6 protein-coding genes are annotated in these 6,238 nt (G+C 75.5%); 2 read left to right on the top strand and 4 right to left on the bottom strand.

Annotated elements, in window-relative coordinates; all coding sequences use genetic code 11:
- Window positions 1-259 precede the first annotated feature (259 nt).
- On the top strand, window positions 260-667 hold the full coding sequence (locus AB0O19_RS16685) for a YciI family protein (RefSeq protein WP_063351357.1): 408 nt from the start codon (window positions 260-262) through the stop codon (window positions 665-667).
- 8 nt (window positions 668-675) lie between these two features.
- On the top strand, window positions 676-1,821 hold the full coding sequence (locus tag AB0O19_RS16680) for a DUF6596 domain-containing protein (RefSeq protein WP_363620183.1): 1,146 nt from the start codon (window positions 676-678) through the stop codon (window positions 1,819-1,821).
- A gap of 164 nt (window positions 1,822-1,985) precedes the next feature.
- Here AB0O19_RS16680 and AB0O19_RS16675 read toward each other — a convergent pair whose 3' ends face one another.
- The 4 genes from AB0O19_RS16675 to AB0O19_RS16660 form a co-directional block, all read right to left on the bottom strand.
- Window positions 1,986-3,296: a DUF58 domain-containing protein gene (locus AB0O19_RS16675; protein WP_363620157.1), complete on the bottom strand. Its 1,311-nt coding sequence runs from the start codon at window positions 3,294-3,296 to the stop codon at window positions 1,986-1,988.
- Window positions 3,297-3,324: 28 nt separating this feature from the next.
- Entirely contained in the window at window positions 3,325-4,245 is a 921-nt protein-coding gene (locus tag AB0O19_RS16670) for a MoxR family ATPase (protein WP_363587370.1), read from the bottom strand.
- Between the two features lie 101 nt (window positions 4,246-4,346).
- Window positions 4,347-5,579, bottom strand: coding sequence for a DUF4350 domain-containing protein (locus tag AB0O19_RS16665; RefSeq protein WP_363620155.1), 1,233 nt, complete (start codon window positions 5,577-5,579; stop codon window positions 4,347-4,349).
- Complete coding sequence (locus AB0O19_RS16660) at window positions 5,576-6,235, bottom strand: DUF4129 domain-containing protein (RefSeq protein ID WP_363620153.1); 660 nt, start codon at window positions 6,233-6,235, stop codon at window positions 5,576-5,578. Before AB0O19_RS16660 ends, AB0O19_RS16665 begins: the two co-directional genes overlap by 4 nt.
- Between the last annotated feature and the right edge of the window lie 3 nt (window positions 6,236-6,238).

The following is a 6,238-nucleotide window of genomic DNA, read 5'->3' as shown; positions in this document are numbered from 1 at the left end:
AGCGCCGATGGTACTGCAGGGGGGACCCTGTGGGAGAGTAGGACGCCGCCGAACAATCATTCACAGAGAACCCCCATCCGGGAAACCGGATGGGGATTCTTTGCGTTTCCGGCCCACAGGAGCACCTCACCAGGGCTCCCACGAGGGTCCCCACGAAAGTTCAAAAAAGTTCGGCCGGCCATGTCGAGAACCCGTGGCTGGCTCCGTCCCCGGGGTGAGCGCGGCCACAATGGGTCGCACCAGCACCGAGGAGAACATCATGGCCAAGTACCTGCTGCTCAAGCACTACCGAGGCGCCCCGGCTCCGGTCAACAACGTGCCCATGGACCGATGGACGCCCGAGGAGATCTCGGCGCACGTGCGGTACATGCAGGACTTCGCGGACCGGTTGGAGAAGACCGGCGAGTTCGTCGACGGCCAGGCGCTCGCTCCCGAGGGGACGTTCGTCCGGTACGACGGCGAGGGGCGCCCGCCGGTGACCGACGGCCCGTTCGCCGAGACCAAGGACTTGATCGCCGGCTGGATGGTGATCGACGTCGACAGCTACGAGCGCGCCGTCGAGCTGGCCGGGGAACTGTCGGCCGCTCCCGGGGCGGGCGGGCGGCCGATCCACGAGTGGCTGGAGCTGCGTCCGTTCCTGGCCGCGCCGCCCACCGTCACCGAGTGACCTCGCCGGTGGACGGAGTCCTGCTCCGGAGCCTCGCGCCGAGCGTGCTCGGTATCCTCGTCCGCCGCGGAGCCGACTTCGCGGCGGCCGAGGATGCCGTGCAGGACGCGCTGGTCGAGGCGGTCCGCGTCTGGCCGGCCGATCCGCCGCGGGACCCCAAGGGCTGGCTGGTCACCGTGGCCTGGCGCCGGTTCCTCGACGCGGCCCGGGCGGACGCGGCCCGCCGCCGACGCGAGGACCGGGTCGACGGGGAACCGGAGCCGTGGCCCGCGTCCGCGCTGGACGACACGCTCCAGCTCTACTTCCTGTGCGCGCACCCGTCGTTGACGCCGTCGTCGGCGGTCGCGCTCACGTTGCGCGCCGTGGGCGGGCTGACCACCCGACAGATCGCCCAGGCCTACCTGGTGCCCGAGGCGACGATGGCGCAGCGCATCAGTCGGGCCAAGCGGACCGTCTCGGGGGTGCGGTTCGACCGGCCCGGCGATGTCGCCACCGTGCTGCGCGTCCTCTACCTGGTCTTCAACGAGGGCTACTCCGGGGACGTCGACCTCGCCGCCGAGGCCATCCGGCTGACCCGGCAGCTCGCGGAGGTGATCGACCACCCCGAGGTGGCGGGGCTGCTCGCCCTGATGCTGCTCCACCATGCCCGGCGCGGGACCCGGACCGCGTCCGACGGGAGCCTGGTGCCGCTCGCCGAGCAGGACCGTGGCCGGTGGGACACCGGGTTGATCGTCGAGGGCGTCGGGATCCTGCAAGCGGCCCTGGGCCGCGACCGGCTGGGCGAGTTCCAGGCCCAGGCCGCCATCGCGGCCCTCCACGCCGACGCGCCCACCGCCGGGGAGACCGACTGGGTGCAGATCGTCGAGTGGTACGACGAGCTCGCCCGCCTGACCGAGAGCCCGGTCGTCCGGCTCAACCGCGCGGTGGCCGTCGGTGAGGCCGACGGGCCGCGCGCCGGGCTGGCGGCGCTCGGGGAGCTGGACGGTTCGCTGCCCCGCCACACGGCGGTGGCGGCGTACCTCCACGAGCACGACGGTGACTTGGAGACGGCGGCCCGGCTGTATGCCGAGGCGGCCCACCAGGCCCCCAACCTCGCCGAGCGCGATCACCTCATGCGCCAGGCCGCCCGGCTGAACGCCCGTCGGCCTCGCTGACGGACCAGGCAGGTGGCGCGGCGTCACCACGGGCTGCCCGTTGAAGGGACGGGACCGTACGACGTGACCAAGGAACGTGACCAAGGAACGTGACCAAGGAACGCGACCGTACGACGGGACCAAGGAACGGGACCAAGAGGCGGGACCGCCCGTACGGGCGAGGCTCAGAGGCGGCCGGCGGCCTTGAGCGCGAGGTAGGTGTCGGCGAGGGCGGGGGCGAGCTGGGCGGGGGAGGCGTCGAGGACGGTGACGCCGTGGCGGGTGAGGAGGTCGGCGGTGGCGCGGCGGTCGGCGCGGGTCTGTTCGGCGGCGGCGGCGCCGTAGACGGCTTCCAGGGTGCCGCGGCCGGCGGCGAGGGCGTCCAGGTGGGGGTCGGCGACGCAGGCCAGGACCACCTCGTGGCGCTTGGTGAGCAGCGGCAGCAGCGGGCGCAGGCCGTCTTCGACCGGGGCCGTGTCGAGGCCGGTGAGCAGGACGATCAGCGAGCGGTGCGGTGCCATCTTGAGGGCGGTGGATACCAGCGAGCGCATGTCGGTCTCGTGCAGGGCCGGTTGGAGGGAGGCCATCGCGTTGGTGAAGGCCGGCAGGATCTCGCTGGGCGAGCTGCCGGCGACCGCGGCGCGCTTGCGGGCGTCGTGGGCGAGCAGGTCGACCCGGTCGCCGGCGCGGGTGGCGAGGGCGGTGAGCAGCAGGGCGGCGTCGAGGGCGGCGTCGAGGCGGGGCGCGTCGCCGACCCGGCCGGCGGAGGTGCGGCCGGTGTCGAGGACGACGAGGATGTGCCGGTCGCGTTCGGGGCGCCAGGTGCGGACGGCGACGGTGTTGCGGCGGGCGCTGGCCCGCCAGTCGATGGAGCGGACGTCGTCGCCGGGCAGGTACTCGCGCAGGGAGTCGAACTCGGTGCCCTGGCCGCGGGTCAGGACCGAGGTGCGGCCGTCGAGTTCGCGTAGCCGCGCGAGCCGGGAGGGCAGGTGCTTGCGGCTGTTGAACGGGGGCAGGGCGCGGACCGTCCAGGGCAGGTGGTGCGAGCCTTGACGGCCGGCCAGGCCGAGCGGCCCGAGCGAACGGACCGTCACCCGCCGGGCGTGGTGGTCGCCGCGGCGGGTCGGGGTGAGCACGGTGACGGCCCGGCGCCGCTCGCCGGCGGGGACGTGCAGGGTGTGCCGGGAGGCGGCCTCGGCGGTGCCCGGCCGCCAGGCGGAGGGGGCCCAGGCGTCGCGGATCCGGGCCCGGAGGGGCCGCCCGGAGGGGTTGGTGACGGTCAGTTCGACGGAGGCGGGTTCGCCGAGCCGGACGGTGGTGTCGCCGCCCCGGCCGAGTTCCAGACTGCGGACGGGGGCGGCGAGCGCCAGGTCGATCACGGCGGCGAGCAGCACGGCACCGGTGACGAGGCCGATCCCGGCCCAGGACGGCAGCAACAGGCCCACGACGAGCGTGCCGAGCGCGGCGAGCAGGGCGGTTCGCCCGGTGAGGGCCATGCGGTGCGCTCCTTCGGGAACGGGCGGTTCAGCGGGGGGCGGGCGTCTGGGCGAGCACGGCCTGGATGACGGAGTCGGCGGTGACGCCCTCCATCTCGGCCTCGGCGCGCAGCGCGACGCGGTGCCGCAGGGTGGGCAGGGCCAGGGCCTTGACGTCGTCGGGGGTGACGTAGTCGCGGCCGGCGAGCCAGGCCCAGGCGCGCGAGGCGGCCAGCAGGGCGGTGGCACCGCGCGGCGAGACGCCGATGGACAGCGACGGGGACTGCCGGGTGGCCCGGCAGAGGTCGACGATGTACGCGAGGATCTCGGGGGAGACGGTCAGCTTGGCGATCTGCTCGCGGGCGGCGGCGAGGTGCGCGGGCCCGGCGACCGGGCGGACGCCGGCGGCGGCGAGGTCGCGGGGGTCGAAGCCGGCGGCGTGCCGGGACAGGACCTGGAACTCCTGGTCCCGGTCGGGCAGCGGCAGGACCAGCTTGAGCAGGAAGCGGTCCAGCTGGGCCTCGGGCAGCGGGTAGGTGCCCTCGTACTCGACCGGGTTCTGGGTCGCGGCGACCAGGAACGGGACGGGCAGCGCGCGCGGCACGCCGTCGACCGTGACCTGGTGCTCCTCCATGGCCTCCAGCAGGGCGGCCTGGGTCTTCGGCGGGGTGCGGTTGATCTCGTCGGCGAGCAGCAGGTTGGTGAAGACCGGGCCGGGCTGGAAGGAGAACTCGGCGGTCCGGGCGTCGTAGACGAGGGAGCCGGTGACGTCGCCGGGCATCAGGTCGGGGGTGAACTGGATGCGCTTGGTGTCCAGGTTGAGCGCGGTGGACAGGGTGCGGACCAGCAGGGTCTTGGCGACGCCGGGGACGCCCTCCAGCAGGACGTGGCCGCCGCAGAGCAGGGCGACGACGAGGCCGGTGACGGCGGCGTCCTGGCCGACCACGGCCTTGCCGATCTCGGCGCGCAGGGCGGTGAGTGCGGCGCGCGGGTCGGCGGCGGTGTCGGGGGTGCCCGGGGTGGCAGCCGCCGCGCCGGGGGTGCTGGACGGGGTGGCGGTGGCCTGTTCGGTCACGGGTTCCGTACCTGCCTTTCGAGGGCGTCGAGGTCGTCGGCGAGCCGCAGCAGTGCGGTGTCGTCGGTCGGGGGCGGGCCGAAGAGGAGGGCCCGGACGTCGCCGGCGGGCTGCTCGGGGAGGCGGTCGGCCACGGCCGCGCAGAGGGTGTCGGGGTCGGGCGCGCCGGCGTGGAGCGGGACGCCCAGGGCCGGGGCGAGGCGGTGCGCGGCGGCCCGGCGCAGGGCCTCGGCGGCGCGGCCGCGGGCCTTGGCGCGGCGGTAGAGCCGGGCGCGGCCCTCGGTGGTCTCGGCGGCGCGGACCACCACGGGCAGGTTCTCGCTGATCACGGGGCCGAGTCGGCGGCCGCGCCAGAGGGCGGTCAGGACGGCGGCGACGGCGAGCTGGTAGCCGGCCCAGCGCCAGCCGTCCGGGATGTAGTCGCCGAAGGTCTTGTCCCGTGTGCCCTGGGCGAGCGGGGCGCTGTAGTCGGGCAGGTGCCAGGTGAGGCGGGGCTGGGAGCCGAGCAGGCCGAGGGCGAGGGCGGCGTTGCCGTCCTTGGCGAGCTGCTCGTTGTGGAGGAAGTCGCCGGTGCCGAGCACGATGACGTCGCCGCCGGCGGTCGGGGCGCTGACCAGCGGGTAGCCGTGGCCGCGCGGGTAGCAGCCGGCGCCGCGGCTGCCGCTGGTGTAGAGCATTCCGCCGATCTCGGCGCTGCCGGCCCGCACGGCCTCGGTGAGCGGGCACTGTGCGGCGGTGCTGCGGACGGAGGCGTAGGAGGGCCCGCCGTCCTCGTCGGAGGGGCGGATGCCGGGGGCCAGGGCGCTGAGCGCGGCCGGGCCGGGGGCGACGAGGACGAGCCGGCTGTGCCGGGCTGCGGCGACGGCGCGCAGTTCGGCGGGGCCGAGCAGGTCGGGCTCGGGCAGGACGAGGGTGTCGGCGCCGTCCGGGTGGCCGGTGAGGTCGGTGGTGAGGTCGGTCTTGAGGCCCTGGCGTTCGAGCAGCGCGAGGACGGCGTGGCTGCCGTCCTGGTCGTAGGAGCGCGGGTCGAGCGGCGGGTAGCGGCGGTCCTGGCCGAGGGCGGCCACGGCGGTGGCGCCGATCAGCAGGACGGCGAGGACGAGCAGGTACCAGCGGGCCCGGCGCCAGAGGCCCCGGCGGGTGGGGGCGAGGCTGGTCGTGGCCGGCCCGCCGGGGGCAGGGGTGGCGGGCGGCTGCGGCGCGGGCGGCGCGGGGGCGGTGCTGGTCATGCCGCTCCTCCCAGGGCCGGGCGGGCGCGTTCCATGGTGCGGTCGAGCTCGCGCAGCAGCTGGTACGCGGCCTGGTCGGCGGTGCGCTCGCCGTAGGCGATGTCGTCGAAGGTGCGGGCGGCGGCGGCCAGGGCGGCGGCGTGGTCGGGCAGGGCCCGGCCGGCCTCGGTGGCGGCCTCGTCGGCGGTGCGGCCGGGTCGGACGTCGAGCAGGGTGCGTTCCTCCAGGGCCCGGACCAGGGCTCGCATCTGCGCGCGGACGGCTTCGTTCCAGTGCCCGGCGGCGGCGTGCCGTTCGGCGTCGGCCCGGTACTGGCCGGCGCCGCGCGGTCCTTCGACGCCGTAGACGTCGAGGACGGTGCGGGCCGCGCGCCGTGGCGCGCCGAGGCGCCACCAGAGGGCGGCACCGATCAGCAGGGCGACGATCAGGAAGAGCACCAGGCCGGTGGTGCCGCTGGTGCCGTTGCCGGAGATGCTGTCGAGCGCGTCGGTGATGTGGTCGTTGAGCCAGGTCATGACCCGTTCCAGGACGCTCGGGTCGTGCTTGTGGTACTCGGCGTTGAGCAGCTCGTCGCGGGCGGCGTCGCGGGCCGGGTCACGCGGGACGGTGACCGGGGCGCCGCCCGCGACGAGGAGCCTGTCCCCCCAGGTAGGCATCCG

Source organism: Kitasatospora sp. NPDC091276, assembly GCF_040684355.1.
GTDB lineage: Bacteria > Actinomycetota > Actinomycetes > Streptomycetales > Streptomycetaceae > Kitasatospora.
Note: the sequence above shows the minus strand (reverse complement) of the source record. Positions and strands in the feature narration are given on the sequence as shown.